General features: G+C 66.9%; 13 protein-coding genes. 7 read left to right on the top strand and 6 right to left on the bottom strand.

The genetic code is table 11. The features are described 5' to 3' along the window. Nucleotides 1-10 precede the first annotated feature (10 nt). Genes ASE59_RS14775 through ASE59_RS14765 form a run of 3 tightly spaced genes read left to right on the top strand, consistent with a single transcriptional unit; the run spans nucleotide 11 to nucleotide 6,188 of the window. Nucleotides 11-1,513, top strand: coding sequence for a tryptophan halogenase family protein (locus ASE59_RS14775; protein WP_056457863.1), 1,503 nt, complete (start codon nucleotides 11-13; stop codon nucleotides 1,511-1,513). Then, nucleotides 1,510-2,811, top strand: coding sequence for a sugar porter family MFS transporter (locus tag ASE59_RS14770; protein ID WP_056457860.1), 1,302 nt, complete (start codon nucleotides 1,510-1,512; stop codon nucleotides 2,809-2,811). The genes ASE59_RS14775 and ASE59_RS14770 overlap by 4 nt, the downstream gene beginning before the upstream one ends. Continuing rightward, nucleotides 2,808-6,188, top strand: a complete 3,381-nt coding sequence (locus tag ASE59_RS14765) for a glycoside hydrolase family 2 (protein WP_056457857.1) — start codon at nucleotides 2,808-2,810, stop codon at nucleotides 6,186-6,188. The genes ASE59_RS14770 and ASE59_RS14765 overlap by 4 nt, the downstream gene beginning before the upstream one ends. A gap of 18 nt (nucleotides 6,189-6,206) precedes the next feature. Here ASE59_RS14765 and ASE59_RS14760 read toward each other — a convergent pair whose 3' ends face one another. Beyond that, nucleotides 6,207-7,307, bottom strand: a complete 1,101-nt coding sequence (locus ASE59_RS14760) for a DNA alkylation repair protein (RefSeq protein WP_056457854.1) — start codon at nucleotides 7,305-7,307, stop codon at nucleotides 6,207-6,209. Between the two features lie 41 nt (nucleotides 7,308-7,348). Next, nucleotides 7,349-8,428, bottom strand: a complete 1,080-nt coding sequence (locus tag ASE59_RS14755) for a CAP domain-containing protein (protein WP_156360102.1) — start codon at nucleotides 8,426-8,428, stop codon at nucleotides 7,349-7,351. Between the two features lie 167 nt (nucleotides 8,429-8,595). On the opposite strand from ASE59_RS14755, the gene ASE59_RS14750 reads away from it, so the two are divergent. From ASE59_RS14750 to ASE59_RS14740, 3 genes are all read left to right on the top strand, one after another. After that, a complete protein-coding gene (locus tag ASE59_RS14750) occupies nucleotides 8,596-8,832 on the top strand; it encodes a DUF3253 domain-containing protein (RefSeq protein WP_056457846.1) in 237 nt (78 codons plus the stop codon). Nucleotides 8,833-8,915: 83 nt separating this feature from the next. Next, nucleotides 8,916-9,221, top strand: a complete 306-nt coding sequence (locus ASE59_RS14745; RefSeq protein ID WP_056457843.1) for an ArsR/SmtB family transcription factor — start codon at nucleotides 8,916-8,918, stop codon at nucleotides 9,219-9,221. Nucleotides 9,222-9,224: 3 nt separating this feature from the next. After that, nucleotides 9,225-9,395 (top strand): metallothionein, encoded by a 171-nt coding sequence (locus tag ASE59_RS14740; RefSeq protein ID WP_082458494.1) that lies wholly within the window; start codon nucleotides 9,225-9,227, stop codon nucleotides 9,393-9,395. Nucleotides 9,396-9,444: 49 nt separating this feature from the next. On the opposite strand, the gene ASE59_RS14735 is transcribed toward ASE59_RS14740, so the two are convergent. Then, complete coding sequence (locus ASE59_RS14735; RefSeq protein ID WP_056457837.1) at nucleotides 9,445-11,529, bottom strand: TonB-dependent receptor; 2,085 nt, start codon at nucleotides 11,527-11,529, stop codon at nucleotides 9,445-9,447. A gap of 195 nt (nucleotides 11,530-11,724) precedes the next feature. Here ASE59_RS14735 and ASE59_RS14730 point away from each other — a divergent pair, with 195 nt between their 5' ends. Further along, nucleotides 11,725-13,509 (top strand): M14 family metallopeptidase, encoded by a 1,785-nt coding sequence (locus ASE59_RS14730; protein ID WP_414899192.1) that lies wholly within the window; start codon nucleotides 11,725-11,727, stop codon nucleotides 13,507-13,509. A 239-nt stretch (nucleotides 13,510-13,748) separates the two neighbouring features. Here the strand turns inward: ASE59_RS14730 and ASE59_RS14725 are convergent, their stop codons facing one another. From ASE59_RS14725 to ASE59_RS14715, 3 genes are read right to left on the bottom strand one after another with little or no spacing between them, the layout of a single operon-like run. Next, on the bottom strand, nucleotides 13,749-15,560 hold the full coding sequence (locus ASE59_RS14725; RefSeq protein ID WP_056457834.1) for a glycoside hydrolase family 15 protein: 1,812 nt from the start codon (nucleotides 15,558-15,560) through the stop codon (nucleotides 13,749-13,751). Next, the gene (locus tag ASE59_RS14720) at nucleotides 15,553-16,374 is read right to left on the bottom strand and encodes a glucose 1-dehydrogenase (RefSeq protein WP_056457832.1); all 822 of its coding nucleotides are present in this window, start codon (nucleotides 16,372-16,374) and stop codon (nucleotides 15,553-15,555) included. Before ASE59_RS14720 ends, ASE59_RS14725 begins: the two co-directional genes overlap by 8 nt. A 6-nt stretch (nucleotides 16,375-16,380) precedes the next feature. Next, entirely contained in the window at nucleotides 16,381-17,514 is a 1,134-nt protein-coding gene (locus ASE59_RS14715; protein WP_056457829.1) for a Gfo/Idh/MocA family protein, read from the bottom strand. Between the last annotated feature and the right edge of the window lie 251 nt (nucleotides 17,515-17,765).

Below are 17,765 nucleotides of genomic sequence, written 5' to 3'. Positions count from 1 at the left end.
GGGGGGACAGATGCCGCACGAACCGGTTCGATCGATCGTCATCGTCGGCGGCGGCACCGCCGGGTGGATGGCCGCGACCTATCTCGCGCGGCGGCTCGCGCATCTCAAGCTCTCGATCACCGTCGTCGACAGTGCCGCGATCGGCACGGTCGGCGTCGGCGAGGCGACGGTGCCGGCGATCCGCGATTTCCTGTCGGCGATCGAACTGGGCGAACCCGACGTGCTGCGCGAAACCGGCGGCACGATCAAATACGGCATCCGTTTCGATGGCTGGGGCGGCGACGGGCATCGCTTCTTCCACCCTTTCGGCCTGTACGGGGTCGGGGCGCAGGGGGTGGCCTTCCATCACTATTGGCTGAAACTGAACGCGATCGGCCGCGCAGGTCCGCTCGCCGACTATTGCCTCGCGACGCAACTGGCGCGGGGCGGCCTGTTCCTGCCGCCGGCTGAGCGGCCCGCCAACGACCTTGGCGTCTTCAACTTCGCGCTGCATTTCGATGCGGCGAAGTTCGCCGCGCTGCTGCGCCGCCTCGCCCTCGCCAATCACGTCACCCATGTCGACGGACGGATCGTCGACGTCGCGACCGATCCGGCACGCGGCCATGTGACGCAGGTCGAGCTCGACGACGGACGCGCCATCGCCGGCGACCTGTGGATCGACGCGTCGGGATTTCGCAGCCTGTTGCTCGGCGAGGCGCTGGGTGTGCCCTATGTCGACTGGTCGCACTGGCTGCCCTGCGACCGGGCGGTGGCGATCCCGTGCCGCGCGGGGCCGGGCGATCCCACCCCCTATACCGTCGCCACCGCCCGCCCCGCCGGCTGGCAATGGCGCATCCCGCTGCGCCACCGTATCGGGAATGGCAGCGTCTATTGCAGCGCGTTCCAGTCCGATGCCGATGCCGAGGACGCGCTGCTCGCCTCGCTGGAGGGCGCACCGCTCGCCGATCCCAATCGGCTCCGCTTCGTCACCGGGCACCGGACGCGCTTCTGGAGCGGCAATGTCGTCGGCCTCGGCCTCGCCTCGGGCTTCCTCGAACCGCTCGAATCGACCAGCATCTCGCTGATCCAGTCGGGGCTGGAACGCTTCGTCGCCTTGTTCCCCGACCGGACCTGCGATCCCCGCCTCGCCGCCACCTACAACCGGCAATCGGTGCTGGAATTCGAACGGCTGCGCGACTTCCTGTTCCTGCACTATCTCGCCAACGGCCGCGACGAGCCGTTCTGGCAATCCATTCGCGCGGTCGAACCGCCGGAACCCTTGCAGATCAAGCTGGACGCATGGCGTTCGGGAGGAGAATTCGTGCGCAACGAGTGGGACACGTTCCAGGACCCGAGCTGGTTGAGCCTGTATGCGGGCTTTGGCGACCTGCCGCTCCGCCATTCGCCGCTGGCGGATGCGATCGGCGAGGACGATCTGGCCGACAGTTTTGACCGGATGCGCGCCGCCATCGCCAGGACGCTGGCCCATGCCGAACCGCATGGGCGCTTCCTCGCCCGGGTGGCCGGCGCATGAGCGGCACCACCCACACCCGCGCCGTCGTCGCGATGAGCCTGGGCGGCCTGCTGTTCGGGTTCGACACTGCCGTCATCTCCGGCGTCACCGACGCGCTGCGCAGCCAATATGCGCTGTCCGAAGCGGGCTTGGGCTTCGCCGTCTCCGCCGCTTTGTGGGGGACGCTGGTCGGGGCATTGTTCAGCGGTGCGCCGGGCGACCGCTGGGGTAGCCTCGCGGTACTGCGGGTCATCGGGTTGCTCTATGTCGTGTCGGCCATCGGCTGCGCGATCGCCACCACGCTGACCGGTTTCGTTGCGTTCCGCGTGCTCGGCGGTCTCGCCATCGGGGCGTCGTCGGTACTCGTGCCCGTCTATATCGCCGAGATCAGTTCGGCGAAGCGGCGCGGGCTGCTGGTCGGGCTGTTCCAGTTCAACATCGTCGCCGGCATCCTAGTCGCCTATCTCAGCAACTATCTGGTCGCGCAGGCGGTCGCACCCGACCTCGCCTGGCGGTGGAAGCTGGGCGTGGCGGCCGTTCCCGCCGCGCTGTTCCTCGTGCTCTTGACCGGCCTGCCGCAAAGCCCGCGCTGGCTCACCGCGCGCGGCCGCGATCAGGAAGCGGCCCGGGCGGCGGCGCGGCTCGGCCTCGATGCGATCCCGGCGGCGGAGACCGGCGGGACGGGCCGGCTCGACTGGCGCGTCCACCGCCTGCCGATCCTGCTCGCCATCGCCATCGGCCTGTTCAACCAATTGTCGGGCATCAACGCGATCCTCTATTATCTGAACGACATCTTCGCCGCCGCCGGCTTCACCGGCGTGTCGGGCGATGTGCAGGCGATCGCGATCGGGGGCGCGAACCTGATCGCGACGGTCATCGGCATGGGCGTGATCGACCGGGTCGGGCGCAAGCCGCTGCTGATCGGCGGCGGTATCGTCACCGCGATCGCACTCGCTGGGGTCGCGCTGGTGTATATGGGCGCGGCGTCGCCCGCCTTGCTCCTGCCGCTGCTGATCCTGTTCATCGCCGCCTTCGCCATGTCGCAGGGCGCGGTGATCTGGGTCTATTTGAGCGAGATATTCCCGACCGACGTACGCGCGCGCGGACAGGCGATCGGCAGCGCCACCCACTGGGTCGCCAATGCCGCGCTATCCTTCGCCTTTCCGCTCATCGCGCAATGGGACCGCGCGCTCCCCTTCTGGGGCTTTGCCGCGGCGACGCTGTTGCAGGCGCTGCTGGTCTGGCGGCTGTTCCCCGAAACCCGTGGCCGCGATCTCGAAGCGATCAGCGCCGACCTGACCAAAAGGACTTCTGCATGAAATTCGGCGTGATCGCTACGCTGCTTGTCACGGTGGGATCAGGCGGCATCGCCGCAGCCCAAGTGCCGGCCAATGGTGGGCCGTACAATGCCAGCTTCCTGTCCGGCGGGATCGGCATTGAACGCCCGATCGACGGACCGGTGCTGTCGGCCGGCGCGCCGTACAGCGTGACGCTCTGGATCAAGGGCGCGGCGCGGCAGGCGGGCATGGTGCCACTGGTCGCGATCGGCGATGCGCGGGTACTCGGCCTCGACGACGGACGGCTGATGCTGCGCGACGGCGCCTCGACGATCGCCGGTCCCGCCATCGCCCCCGGCCGCTGGACGCAGGTCGCGGTCGTTTCCGACGGCAGCCGTGCGACGCTGTATGTCGATGGCCGCCGGGTCGCCGCCGGCGCCGCCCGCGCCAGCGCGACGCAGGGCATCCTGCATGTTGCCCGCGCGATCCCAGGCAAGCCACATTTCGGCGGCACGCTGGTCGGCGTCACGCTGCACGAACGGCCATTGTCGGCAGCGGACGTCGCGAAGCTGCCCCGCCCCGATTTCGACAATGTCCAGCTATGGGAAGTCGGCGTCACCTGGCCGTTCCAGAAACAGGCGAATATCGGCCTGACGCAACAACAGGACCCATGGACCCTGCCGCAGTCAAAGGGCGGGGCGTACAGCCCACCCGTCGCCAAACCACTGCCGACCGCGCCTGTCATGCAGCCGACCACCCCTGGACGGTGGCAGATCAATGGTTGGCAACTCGCCGCCGCCCCTGACGTCGTGGCGGACGGCGCCGCCTTGTCGCGGCCCGGTACGGCCAAGGGCACATGGCGCGCGGCGACGGTGCCCGGCACCGTGCTCCAGACGCTGGTCGATCGCGGCGTCTATCCCGATCCCTATTACGGCCTCAACAACCTGAAGATTCCGGAGAAGCTGGCGCGGCAGGACTATTGGTACCGCACCCGCTTCACCGTGCCGGCGGAGGCTGCGGGCAAGAAGCTGACGATCGTGTTCGGCGGCATCAACTATGCCTCCGAAATCTGGGCGAACGGCGCGCCGCTCGGCACCACACGCGGCGCGTTCATTCGCGGCCAATTCGACTATGTACCGGTCGCGGGCGAGAACGTCATCGCGGTGCGGGTGTCGCCGCCGCCGCATCCGGGCATTCCCCACGAACAATCGGTCGCGGGGGGTGTCGGCGAAAATGGCGGACAACTGGCGATCGACGGGCCGACCTTCGTCGCGACCGAGGGGTGGGACTGGATCCCCGGCATCCGCGATCGCAACACCGGGCTGTGGCGCCCGGTTGAGCTGCTGGCGCATGGCAGCATCCGCATCCTCGACCCGCACGTCGTCACCGACCTGCCGCTGCCGCGCACCGACCGCGCCGCTATCCATATCACCGTGCCCATCGACAATAGCGGCCCCGCCGCGCCGGTCACGGTCAGGGTCGCGTTCGAAGGGGTCACCGTCGACAAGCGCGTGACCGCCCCCGCCGGGCGCAGCGACGTGCGATTCACGCCCGCCGATTTCCCCGCGCTCACCGTCGCCAATCCGAAATTATGGTGGCCGAACGGCTATGGCGAACCCCATCTCTATCACGCGACCTATCAAGTCAGCGACGCGAACGGCGTGTCCGACAGCAAGGCCGGACGCTTCGGCATCCGCGAGGTCAGCTACGACCTGTCGCTGTTCGACGCCGCCGGGGCGCTGCGCCGCGTGAACGTGCAGACCACCGATGGCGGTCTGGCCGGACAGAAGCTGATCGACGTCCGCCACGGCGCGATCAAGCAGACGCCGACCGGATGGGCGGAATCGCTGACCCCTGCGGGCGAGGCGTCGCGCGCGGTGACCGCGATCCCCGAAACCCTGCCCGAACCGCATCTGACCATCCGGGTGAACGGCGTGCGCATCGCGGCGCGCGGCGGCAACTGGGGCATGGACGACGCGATGAAGCGGGTCAGCTATCAATGGCTTAGCCCCTTCTTCCGCCTCCAGCGCGAGGCGCATATGAACGTCATTCGCAACTGGATGGGCACCAATACCGAAGAGGAATTCTACGACCTGGCCGACGAGAACGGCATGATGGTCCTGAACGATTTCTGGCAATCGACGCAGAATTTCCAGGTCGAGCCCGACGACGCGTCGCTGTTCCTGGCCAACGCGCGCGACACCATCGCCCGCTATCGCAACCACCCGTCGATCATCCTGTGGTTCGGCCGCAACGAAGGCGTCCCCTATCCGGCGCTGAACGAGGGGCTGGACGATGCCGTGTTCCAGTTGGACGGCACCCGCTGGTTCACCGGATCGTCCAACGTCGTCAATTTGCAGGGGTCCGGCCCGTATAATTACCGGGCGCCGGTCGGATATTTCACCGATCTCGCCACCGGTTTCTCGGTCGAAACCGGCACGCCGTCGCTGTCGACCGCAGAATCGATCGCATCCTACGTTCCCGCCGCCGATCGCTGGCCGCTGGGCGACGTGCTCGCCTATCACGACTGGCATTTCGGCGGGAATGGCGACACGAAGACGTTCATGCAGACGCTGGCGACGATGTTCGGTCCGGGCAAGGACTTCGCCGATTTCGAGCGCAAGGCGCAGATGATGAACCTCGAAACGCACAAGGCGATGTATGAAGGGTTCCTCGGCCATCTGTGGACGAAAAATAGCGGACGGCTGCTATGGATGACGCATCCGGCGTGGCCTTCGAACGCGTGGCAGATCTATTCATGGGATTACGACACTCATGCCGCCTATTATGGTGCCAAGAAGGCGACCGAGCCGCTTCACGTCCAGCTGAACCTGCCCGGCAACGAACTGGTCGTGCTCAACACGACGCAGGCGGATGCGAAGGGGCTGACCGCCAGCGTGCGGGTCGTCGGGCTGGACAATGCCGAGCTGTTCGCGCGGACCGACCGGGTCGATGCGCTCGCCAACCGGGCGACGCCGCTCGCCGTAGTACCGCTCGACACGCTGTACGCGGCGCATCCGGTGGTGCTGGTGCGGCTAACCCTGTCCGATGCGGCGGGCAAGCCGGTGTCGGACAATTTCTACTGGCGCGGGCGTGATGCGGCTTCGTATGAGGCGCTGAACGCGCTCGCCCCGGCGACGCTGACCACGCGGATGACCGCGCCGGTGGTCGATGGCAACGACCGCATGGTTACGGTGACGCTGTCGAACGACGGCCCGGTCGCCGCGCTGAACGCCAAACTGACGCTGCTCGGCCCCGACGGGAACCGCATCCTCCCCGCCTTCTACAGCGACAACTACATCTCGCTCCTCCCAAGGGAGTCCCGCACCGTCACCATCCGCTATCCCGCGACGATCGGCGTGCAGCCGACCGTGACCCTGCGCGGGTGGAACGTCGCGCCGACGAAGGTGCCGCAATGAAGGAGGCGGTTGACCGGCTCAACCGCCCGCCAGATCGAACGCCGCGATCGCCCGGATGTGGCCGTTAACGAACAGCTCGACGACGTGCCGTCCGGGGTGATGGCGGCGGGTGCTGAAATCGCGGATCGTCTGCCGGGTCGTCAGCGCCACGGTCGCGCTGGCGGGCAGGTCGAAGGTCTTCAGCTTGAAGACCTTGGCCGCGCTTTTGCCACGCGGTCGGACATAGTGGAGCCGATAGTCGACCACCACATGCTGATCGACCGGCGCGGTCGAGCGTAGCCGTACGTCGAGGGTGATCGCTTCCCCTAGCGCGACCGCCGCCGGTGCGACCGCGAAATGCTCCACCGCCAGTTGCGCGTCGTGATCGGCGCCGAGCAGCGCAAGGGCGGCGGGATCGCCCTGTTTCACCAGCGTACGCAACGCATGGCGGACGATCCACGACGTCGCCGCATCCTCGCCCGGCCAGCGCGACAGATGGGCTACCAGCCAGTCGGGCCGGTCCTTGCCGATATCGTTTAGATGGTTGGCGACCGATTTGCGGACATAGGCGCTGGGATCGGCGCGCAGCGTATCGAGGATCGGCGCGGCGAGCGTCGGGTCCTGTCGGAACGCGGCGATACGGCTGCCCCATGGCAGGCGTGGCCGGCTGCCCTCGCTGGCGAGGCGGCGGACGTGCTCGTTCTCGTGACGGCTCCAGCGTTGCATCGCGCGCAGCGTGCCTTCGACATCCTGCGCCAGGAACGGCCGGACCGCGAATTCGGCGCTGCCGAAGCGGGTGAGGTCGGCCAGCGCCGCAAGCGAGCGATCGACATCGGACAGGCCGTGGCGTGGCACATATTCGGTGATCGCCATCACCTGAAACGCATGGGTCAGGTGCGGCGCCATCGCCCGCAACAGGTCGAGTGCCGTCGGGTAGTCGGCCGGCAGTGCCGGATGCAGCGCATCGGCGATATGACGGACCCGCTCCATGATCGACAGCGTGTCGAGGCCGGCCAGCGCGGCCGTGGCGAAGGCGGCCCGATCGAAGCGGGCCGAGGCGGCGACACCGGCATCGGCGATGGTCGCGACCGCATCCGGCCCGAGCAGGTCTTTCAGCAGCGGAGATTTGGGTTCGGTCATGACAGGCCGATCATCGGCCACCCCATGACCGCAGGCAAGGTTCAGGGCGTCAGGCGGAAATAATAGCTGTAGTTCTTGGGCACGCCCGCGACCACGACGTTGCTGATGGTCACGTCATAGGTGGTGTTCGCCGCCAGACCCGCCACGCTCCATTGCAGGCTGTTCGGCAGGCCGAAACCGTCATTGTCATACGCGATATTGCCGACCGTCAGCGCCGCCCCGTCGCGCGGCCGGACCGTGATCGCCGCGTTGGCGAAGCGAACCTGTGCGTTCGCGCCGAAATTGCGTGTCTTGTCGGCGATGACGCTGAACGACAGCAGCGCGCCATTGGCGTAATAGCGCGCCGGATAGTCCTGATAGGGATAGGCGACGAAATCGGGCAGCGGGCCGGTGAAGTTCTGGGTCGTGTTGATGACCTTGATCGACGCCCCGTCGGCGCGACCGCGCGTCGCCTCCGCCCCGGCGACGCGGCCATAGGCGACGCTCGACAGGAATGGATAGAGCAGCCAGCGGCGGTGGCCGATATTGTTCGCGATCAGATTGTCGACGTCGGTCAGGAACCCGATCATGATGTCGGCATCCTGCGAATAGCGCAGGCCGGAGCCGTAGCCGAGATAGATGTTGCTCTGCCCGGCCGCAGTGGCACCGGCACCGGTATAGCATTTCCAGTCGGTCGGCGGGGTGTGGCTCAACTGGCCATTGGCGGCCATCATCAGCGCCGACTGCATCGATGCTGCTTCCTCGGCCATCGCATAGGTGACGGCAGGCAGGCCGTGGTGCGCACGGATATCGTTGAGCACCGCCAGCACCCGGGCACCCACCGCCGGTTTGAGCTGTCCGGTCTGGCAGGCGGCGATATTGGGCGCGGCGGCATAGAGTTGCGCGACGGAAGTCGTGAAATCGGCGCCGGTCGGGGGTTCGTTGACGGTCGCGACGGGCGACGGCGTGGGGGTCGGCGCCGGCGTGGGCGTTGGGGTCGGCGCAGGCGTGACGATCGGGGTGACTATCGCCCCGCTGCTGGGCGTACTGCCGCCGCCGCACCCGGGCAGCAGCGCGAACAACAGCCATGGCGCCGCCCGATACAGGCAGCGGCGCGGACCGGACGAGGGGACTGGACGCATCATACGACTTCCGGTTGCGGCGATAACGGCACGATTCCCGGTCATTATCGCCGCAACGGGTTGCATTCCCGTAAATGGGCTGCGCCCGGCGTCGAAGCGACCGCGTGCGCGCCCCGACCTGAACTGGATCGGTTGACGCGGCGCCGCGCGGTGCGGAATGAAGCGGCATGACGGATGCCAAGGCCGCGATACTGTCCCTCCTCGCCCAACGCGCGCCGGATGCGACCATCTGTCCAAGCGAGGTGGCGCGTACGATCGCGGCCGATTGGCGCGCCGAAATGCCCGTCGTACACGCCGCGATCGATGCGTTGGTGGGCGACGGGCTGGTGCGATTGAGCTGGAAGGGACGACCGATGGCAACGCGGTCGGGACCGTACAGGATCGGCCATCCGATCGACCGGTAAGCGCGGGTCGTCGCATCCGAAGGAATGATTGACACCGCGTCGAATGCAAACATATTAGCACGTGTTCATATGTTTGTAGGTGCATGACACAGGACGAGGGTATCCAGCTTGCGGAGCTGTTCCGCCTCCTTGGCGAGCCGAACCGGCTTCGCCTGGTCGTGGCCTGTCTCGACGGGCCGCGTTCGGTGGGGGAGCTGACCACGGAAGTCGGCGTCAGCCAGAGCCTGGTGTCGCAGCATCTTCGGCTGCTGCGGGCCGGGCGATTGCTGAAGCAGACGCGATCGGGGCGGAATGTCTTTTACGCGCTGCCCGACTGCCACGTCCGTACCATGCTGACGAACATGATGGACCACGTGATGGAACCCGAAGACCACTTGCACGAGGAATAGATGATGAGCGTCAATGTCGAAATGGTGAAGTGCGCCTGCAACGATTGCGTCTGCGTGGTCAGCACCAGCAACGGTGTCGAAGCCGAAGGTCGCATCTTCTGCGGCGAGAATTGCGCCAACCATCACCAGCAGTCGGCCGGCTGCGACCATGCCGGTTGCCCCTGCCACGGCTGATCGCCGGCAACGTGACTGGACGGGACCGGCGAAAGCCGGTCCCGTCCAGTCAGATCTCCAGACGAAGCGATGCCCGTACCGTCCGGGGCGCGCCGGGATAGATCCAAAGCGCGCTGTACGAGCTGGCCGCATAGCGCCGATCGAGCAGATTGTCGGCCTCCAGACGGAAGCGGACCCCCTCGACGACCGGCGCTTCGATCGCCGCCTTCACCTTCGCATATTCCGGCAATACCACCGGCCGTGCCGTCAGCGATCCCGCCCGATCGCCGATATAGGCGACGCCCCCGCTCAGCTGCCAGTCGCCCCGGTTGGTCGGGATGCGATGGACGACCAGCAACGTTCCCGAATGCTCGGGCACGTTCAGCACGTCCGACGTCGGAAACGCGGTGTCATCCGCCTTCGCATCGAGCCATGCATAGTTGGCGACGATCTGCCAGCGATTGCCGAGCCGCGCCGACGCATCGAGTTCGATCCCGCGGCTGACGATGCTGCCGACCGGCGCGAGGAAGTTCGCGTCGACCGGGTCGGTCGTCAGAATGTCCTGCTTGCGGATGTCGAACCATGTCGCAGCCAGGTCGATACCCGGCAGCTTGGCCGCGACCCCCAATTCGTAGCCGCGCCCCCGTTCCGGGCCGAACCCCGCGCCGTTGCGATCGGTGCCGGTGTTCAGCGAAAAATTCTCACCCCAATTGGCGTGCACGGCGATCGCGTCGGTGACGCGGTAACGCGCACCGACGCGGAAGTTCACCGGCGCGTCAATATTGCGGCCGACGCCGCCGGTGTTGTTGTTGACGATCTTCTGCCGGTACGGATCGACCCGTGCGCCGCCGACCAGCGTCAGCCGATCGGTGACGTCCCACATGTCCTGCACATAGAAAGTGCCCGCCCAGCGGCTCTCATCGTTGTTCGTGAAGGGACGCAGCGCCGCCGCCACCGATCCATAGGCCGGATCGTACAGGTCGATCGCGTAAGGGGCGGCGGCCGACGGGTTGATACGCAGCCAGCGTTCGCCGTAGAAAAAGCGATAGCCCTTCACGCCCGCACTGATGCGATGCCGCCCGACCTGTCCGGCCAGTTCTAGGCGCGCCGACAGGTCATCGACGCTGAAATCGCGCGACCGGCGCTGCCGCCACAGGGCGGTCCCGACGATACGCGACTGGTCGGCGGACAGGCCCTTCAGCGTCCCCGTCCGCCAGACGATACCGCCGTTCAGCGTCCAGCTGTCCCCCAGTTCCGCCAATCCGGTGAACTGGTGCTGCTCCTGCCGCGACCTGGTGAGGCCGTTCGACGGTTCGCCATAGTAATTCGAACGCGGCAAGGCATTGGCATCGCCGTTGATCGCCGGAATGCCGCGATCGAACGGCGTATCATATTGGCTGAATTCGCCGGTGTAGGTCAGCCGCAGCGCATCGCTGGCCTGCCATGTCAGCGACGGCGAGACGACGCGGCGGCGGAGGGTGACGGTGTCGCGCCATCCATCGCTGTCCTCTCCGGCGACGACGATCCGGGCGGCCAGCGTCCGGGTCAGCGGACCGGTAGCGTCGAGTTCGACGCGACGCGTGTCGAAGGAGCCATAGCTGACCATCGCATTGGCGTGCGGCGTAAAGCGCGGCACCTTGGTCACGATATTGACCCGCCCGCCGGGATCGACGTCGCCAAACAGGGCGCCCGCAGGCCCTTTCAGCACCTCGACACGTTCGGTCGTCGCGGGATCGCGCGGCGGCGCCATGCCGCGATTGGCGAGGAAGCCGTTCAGATAATATTCCGCGCCCCCGTCCGGCGTGCCGAGAAACCCACGAACCGCGAAATTGTCGATGACGCCGCCCCGGTTGTTCTGCTGGCTGAAGCCGCTGACCAGTTCGAGCGCGTCGCTCAGCCGGTACGTCCCCGCCGCGTCCAGAATGTCGCGTTCGATCGACCGGCTCGACTGCGACATGCGTTCGGTGACGCGATCCGACGATAGCGTCCGATCGACGGTGTTGCGGGTACCAAGCACGACGATCTCGTCCGTATCATCGGGCTTCGGCGCCTCGTGCGCCTCGTGCGCCTGCGCCACGAACGGTCCCGTCCCGACCACGAACAGACAGGCGATGGCGGACGATTGCAGTCGTGAACGAAGGAAGCTGAAAGACATTGCGGCTCCGGGTTGCGGCGGGCGGATATGCGCCATGTGGGTTGCGGTATGTTGCAACGTCTCATAAAGCGACCGTGCTGCAACGCAACAGCCTTTGCGTATCCGCCGCCAGCCTACACGGCTACGGCGTTTCCCCGGCAGATGGTGAATACGCCGCATCGCCGGGTTCTGGAATCATGGAATGGAAAGCCCCCCTTGCGCCTGAACATCGCTCGCAATCTCGGTATCCTGCTGCTGGCCACCGCCAGCCCGCTTATCGCGCAAGGCCCCGCGCCCTTGCCGCCGGCGCTGCCATGGTCGGGGGCGAGCGAGCGTCTGATCGTCGCGCCGAACGATCCGTGGATCACCCCGGCCGAGGCGGCCGGGTTCCGCACGACGCCGCGTTACGAGGAAGTGCGCGCCTGGCTCGCCCGGCTCGATGCCGCGTCGCCGCTGGTCACGGTGCACAGCTTCGGCCGCACGACCGAGGGGCGCGAGATGATCTATGTCCGCGCCAGTAAGGGGGGCACGGGCAAGCCGGTCGTGCTGGTGCAGGGCGGCATCCATGCGGGCGAGATCGACGGCAAGGATGCCGGGCTGATGCTGCTGCGCGACATCGCGGTGGGTGGCAAGGACAGCCTGCTCGACCGGGTCGATCTGGTCTTCGTGCCGATCTACAATATCGATGGCCATGAACAGATGAGTGCGTACAATTACCCGCACATTCGCGGGCCGTTCGAAAAGGGGCGCGATGCGAACGCGCGCAACATCGATCTCAACCGCGATTATGCGAAGCTGGATGCGCCGGAATCGCGCGCGATGATCGGCCTGATCCGGTCGCTCGACCCGATCCTCTATATCGACTGCCATGTCAGCGAAGGCTTCGACATGCAGTATGACGTGACCTTCACCTATGCCGGATGGGGCAGATATGCGCGCCACCGCGCTACCGCCGACTGGCTGGAGCGCCGTTTCGGCCCCGCCGTCTCGACGGCGCTGACGAAGGCAGGCCATATGCCGGTCATCTATCCCAGCCCGGTCGACACCCGTCATCCCGAGAAGGGAATACGGTACAGTCCGGAAGGCCCCCGCTATTCGACCGGCTATGGCGACTTCATCGCCATGCCGACCGTGCTGGTCGAAAACCATATGCTCAAGCCATATCGGCAGCGCGTGCTTGGCACCTATGTGCTTCTCGAAGCCGCGTTGCAGGTCGCGGCGAGCGATGCCGCACGCATCTCGGCCGCGAAAGCCGCCGATCGCGCCAGTCGGCCGGTCGAACTGCTGACCCGCTGGAAGCCCGCCGCCGCCCCGATCGGCTGGATCGAGAAGTTCAGGGGCGTGGCGTTCGACACCTATCTGTCCCCGGCCTCCGGGCGGGAGGAGCAGCGCTGGCTCGCCAGGCCAATCACCTTCCGCATGCCGATCATCGGCCAGACGCCGACCGAGCGCGTCCGCCTGCCCAAGGCATGGTGGGTGCCGCGCGAGCAGAGCGAGGTTATCGACCGCCTGCGCCTGCACGGCATCGCGTTCGAGACGATGGCGGATTGGAGGACGCTGAACCTCGATCGGGTCCGGGTAATCGATCCGAAGGTCATGCAGCCCAACGAAGGACGCTATCCGATCACGGCACGGTTCGCGCACGAACGCGTCGAACAGGTCATGCCTGTCGGCAGCGTACGGGTGCCGGCCGATCAGCCGCTCGGGCTGCTGGCGGCGGCGTTGCTGGAGCCGGAGAGCCAGGATTCGTTTCTCGCCTGGGGTTTCTTTCCCGAAATGCTGGCGCCGGCCCCCAATACGGACGCCTTCGTCCTCGCGAGGCTCGGCGAGCAAGTGCTGGCGACCGATCCTAAAGTCAAGGCGGCGTTCGATGCGAAGTTGCGCGCCGAACCCGCCTTCGCCGCCGATCCGGATGCGCGACTGGCGTGGCTGTATGCGCAGGCGGGGCCGGGGCATCCCTTTGTCCTGCGCTATCCCATCCTGCGCGAAACGGCCGAATGACGGTGGTAACGGAACGCATTTGATCGGCCTGATCGCTGGACGATGCATTGGAATATGCCGGAGGGGGCCTGCCAGAACGACTGTGGCCGCCAACGCACGTCCGGATGTCGCTCCCTGGAGCGTGATGACATGGTTTTGACCCGTCGGGATTGAGCTTGGGCGGTTGCCGGCAAGGAAGGACGCGCAGCACGGGCCGTTGGCCCGGGCCTGCGCAAAGTGCCCGGATCGCGCACCTCATGTCATGGCTGCCAGTGCGGGCGGTAGGAGGGGTCGAGCCGGCGGTCGATGAAATAGGCGGCGCTGATGAAGGCGAGATGGGTCAGCGCCTGCGGGAAGTTGCCGAGCGGCAGGCCGCGCCGGTCGACTTCTTCCGAAAACAGCCCCAGCCCGTTGGCATAGGCCATGCCCTTGGCGAGGATCATCTGCGCCTCGTCCATCCGCCCGGCGCGCGCGAGGCATTCGGCATACCAGAAGGTGCAGGTGGTGAACGCCCCCTCGCCGCCCTCCAGCCCGTCGGCGTTGCGATAGCGATAGACCAGTCCGTCGTCGCGCAATTCGCTGCCGATCGCGTCGAGCGTCTTCAGCCAGACCGGGTCGGTCGAGGAGACGAAGCGGACCAGCGGCATCATCAACAGCGCGGCGTCGAGTTCGCGCCCGCCGCGCTGCTGCACGAAATAGCCATGTTCGGGATGGCGGAAGTTGGTCCACACATCGTCGACGATGGCGTCGCGACATTCGGCCCACGCGACCAGCGGGGCGGGCAGTGAGCGTTTCTTCGCCAGCCGGATCGCCCGGTCGAGCGCGACCCAGCACATCAGCCGCGAATGGAGGAAATGGCGCGGCTTGTCGCGCATTTCCCAGATGCCGGCATCGGCTTCCTGCCAATGGGCGATGACATGGTCGACGATGCCGCGCACATGCTGCCAGCCTTCATGGCTGATCGCGCGGCCATATTTGTTCGAGAGATAGACACTGTCGAGCAGTTCGCCGAAGATGTCGAGCTGGCTCTGCGCATGCGCCGCATTGCCGATGCGCACCGGGCGGCTGCCGGCATAGCCCGCGAGATGCGCCAGTTCGTGCTCGTCCGCCGCCTCCGATCCGTCGATCGCGTACATGATGCGGATCGGATCGTCGGGGCCGGCGTCCATGACCCGCGCCGCCGCCCAGCGGTTGAAATGCTCGGCCTCGTCCACGAAGCCCAGACGGAGAAACGCGTAGACGGTGAACGACGCATCGCGAATCCACGTCGCGCGATAGTCCCAGTTGCGCCCCGCCCCGGTCGCTTCGGGCAGGCCGAAGGTCGCCGCCGCCGCGATCGAGCCGTGCCGGGCGGAGGTCAGCAGCTTGAGCGCCAGCACCGACCGGGTCATCGCCTCGCGCCAGCGCCCCTGATAGGTCGACTGCGCCGTCCAGCGCCGCCACGCATCGGCAGTGGCGGCGGTGACGGTGTCGATCGCTTCGTCGGTCGGCCGGTCGAGCAGATCGTCGCCGATCACGAACCATGCGCTCTCGCCCGCCGACAGGGTGAAATCGGCGGTGGCGGCATCGTCGCCGGCGGCAAGCGGGACCGACGCGAACAGGCGCAGCGTCTGTTCCCCGCCGGTGAAGCGGACGCCCCCCTTCTCCGCCGTCACCGCCGGCACGATGCGGGCATAGTCGAAGCGGGGCGCACAGCGCACGGTGAAGCGCACCGTCCCGCGCGTCACCCGCAGCCGGCGGATCAGACAGCGTGCGTCGAAATCCGGCCGGGTCCGCGCCTCGGCCAGCGGCATTAGGTCACTGACCTCGGCGCTGCCATCCTCCGCCATCCAGCGGGTGAGCAGCACGTTGGTGTCGGGAACGTACAGCTGCAAATGCTGTGCATCGTCGAGTTCGGGTTGCAGCGTGAACGCCCCGCCCCGTTCGGCATCGAGCAGCTCGGCAAAGATCGTCGGACTGTCGAGCGAGGGCCAGCACAGATAATCGATCGCGCCGTCGCGCGCGACCAGCGCCGCCGTCTCCAGATCGCCGATGATGCCATGGTCGCCGATCGCGCGGAGCGGCTCAACCATTGTCGCGAAACTCGGGGTACAGCGTCATGCCGCCATCGACGAACAAGGTCGTGCCGGTGACGTAATCGGCTGCATCCGATGCCAGCCACACCGCCGCGCGGGCGACATCGTCCGGCTCGCCGATCCGGCCATAGGGGATCAGCCGCAACAGCTTTTCCAGCGCTTCGTCGCCGTCCCATGCGTCGTGGTTGATCGGGGTGCGGATCGCGCCGGGGGCGATGGCGTTGACGCGGATGCGGTCGGCGGCGACCTCCTGCGCCAGCGACCGAGTGAACATGCGGCTGCCGCCCTTCGACGCGGCATAGTTGATATGCCCCGCCCACGGGATCACCTCATGCACCGAACTCATCGTCACGATCGATCCGGCGCTGCGCGCCGGGCGGCGATCGGCCGGCTGGGTGCGGAAGCGGCGCACCGCTTCGCGCGCGCACAGGAACTGCCCGGTCAGGTTGACGCCGATCACCGTGTTCCAGTCGTCGAGCGTCATGTCGGCGATCGACGCGTCCTTCTGCACGCCCGAATTGGCGACCAATATATCGATCCGGCCAAAGGCGTCGGCGGCGGCATCGAACAGCCGCGCAACCTCCGCTTCGTCCGAGACATTGGCGCCGACCGCGATCGCCCGTCCGCCATCGGCGCGGATGCGATCGACCAGCGTGTCGGCCGATGCGTTATCCGAATGATAGTTGACGACGACCGCCGCGCCGGCACCCGCCAACGCCTCGGCAACCGACAGGCCGATGCCCGAACTGGCGCCGGTGACGACGGCGACGTGCCCGGCGAGCGGTATGGCGGGATCAAAGTGCGACGCCATGATGCGTCACGCGCCGGTCGGAGAGGCGGCATTCACCGGATCGGGCGCCGATACCGGTCGCAGCGTCTGTTCCTGCGCATCGGGATCGATCCGGCGGCTCCGCGCCAGCGGCTCGATCGGCACCCGCCCGCCCGAACGCAGCGCGGCGACGATCGCCTCGATCACCAGCAGGTCGGCCAGCCCCTCCTCACCATCGGGTTCGGGATCGCGGTCGTGCAGGATACAGTCGGAGAAGTAGCGCAGCTCGCCGCCGAACTGGTCGGTTTCCTTGTACGTCTTGTGGGTGCGATCCTCGCCGATCTGGCGGTGATGCTCCAGTCCCTGGCCGAAGCCGAAGGCGGGGTTCATCTCGATCGATCCCTTGGTCCCGGCGATGATGAAGCTGTCGACATTGTTGGCATAATAGCTGACCGTGAACTGGGCGAGGCGATCGCCCGGCAGGCGCAGCATCACCGCGATCGTATCGTCGAGATCGCCGAAGCCCGCATCGGCATGACGCACGCCGATCGCCGACACCACTTCGACCGGCTCCGCACCGAACAGATAACGGATGGCGTTGATCGGATAGGCACCCATGTCGAACAGCGGCCCGGCCCAGATGCCGTTGGTCGCGCGGTGATTGGCGGGGTCGACCATCTGGGTGAAGCAGGCGTTGAACGCGATCAGATCGCCCAGCTCGCCCGCGCGGATCCGCCGGATCGCATCGAGCGTCGCCGGTTCGAAATGCAGGCGATAGGCGGTCATCACCTTCGCCCCGCCGCGCTCCGCCGCCGCCATGATCGCGCGCGCCTGTTTGGCCGAGATGTCGAGCGGCTTTTCGCACAGGACGTGGATACCGGCCTCCAGCGCCGGGACCGCGAATTCGGCATGGCGCCAATTGGGCGTGGCGAGGTAGATGGCGTCGATCGTGCCCGAACGCAGCAGATCGGGGAACTGGTCGTAGCCGTAGCGGTCGGCCACGCCATAGCGTTCGCCCAGGGCCCCCAGCTTTTCGGGATCGCCCGATACCAGCGCGGTGATCTCCGAATTGCCGGTATGGGCAACACCGGGCATCAGCGCCTCCTGCGCGATATCGCCCAAGCCCACGATCGCATAGCGCACCTTGCGTCCGCCGAAACCCAGTGCCGATGCTATACCCATGAACGCTCTCACAAACCGTTGTCGAGCGGCGCAACCGCCCCACGGCCCGAGTTGGTTCCATAACGGCGGGAAAGGGTGCGTGTGGTGCTAGGCCGATCAACACTCATCCCTCCCCTCCCAGGGAGGGGTCGGGGGTTGGGTTGGCCCGTTGGCGGGCGTGACCTTCTCTCGCAGGCCGACCCACCCCCAGCCCCTCCCTGACAGGGGGGACTGTTTACACCGGCAGCATTTTGGATTCTTGTCTGTTCCCG

The organism is Sphingomonas sp. Leaf10, from assembly GCF_001421245.1.
In the GTDB taxonomy this organism is placed as follows: Bacteria; Pseudomonadota; Alphaproteobacteria; order Sphingomonadales; family Sphingomonadaceae; genus Sphingomonas.
This window is presented reverse-complemented; position numbering and strand designations above follow the sequence as displayed.